1 tRNA gene is annotated in these 421 nt (G+C 45.8%); it reads left to right on the plus strand.

The window, feature by feature from the left end:
- The first annotated feature begins 62 nt into the window (after positions 1–62).
- Positions 63–139, plus strand: a tRNA-Trp gene (locus RH88_RS08445).
- Positions 140–421: the final 282 nt, after the last annotated feature.

Here is a 421-nt window from a genome sequence, read left to right on the forward strand (position 1 = left end):
TTCGAGAACCTCGCTACATGCGAGGTTTTTTTTGAATCTAGCATTTGCTGGAATCAAAATTTAGGGGTGTAGCTCCAATTGGCAGAGCAGCGGATTCCAAATCCGCGTGTTGGGAGTTCGAATCTCTCCACCCCTGCCATATACTAAGCCTCAGCAGAAATGCTGGGGCTTTTTTACATCTGGATTTTGGAGTTTGTCGCTACTTGGCTGAGCCGCGGATCCCGCTAATTACAAAACTGCGCGTGTTGAGGGTTCGAATCTCTCCACCCCTGCCATATATTAAGCCTCAGAAGAAATGCAGAGGCTTTTTTACATCTGTACTTTGTTAATTTTTGTCAATTGGCAGAGCAGCGGATTCCCCTGATACAAAATAGCGCGTGTTGGGAGTTCGAATCTCTCCACAGCTGCTATATATTATACC

Origin of the sequence: Vibrio scophthalmi LMG 19158, assembly GCF_000222585.1 — a bacterium.
Classification (GTDB): Bacteria; Pseudomonadota; Gammaproteobacteria; order Enterobacterales; family Vibrionaceae; genus Vibrio; species Vibrio scophthalmi.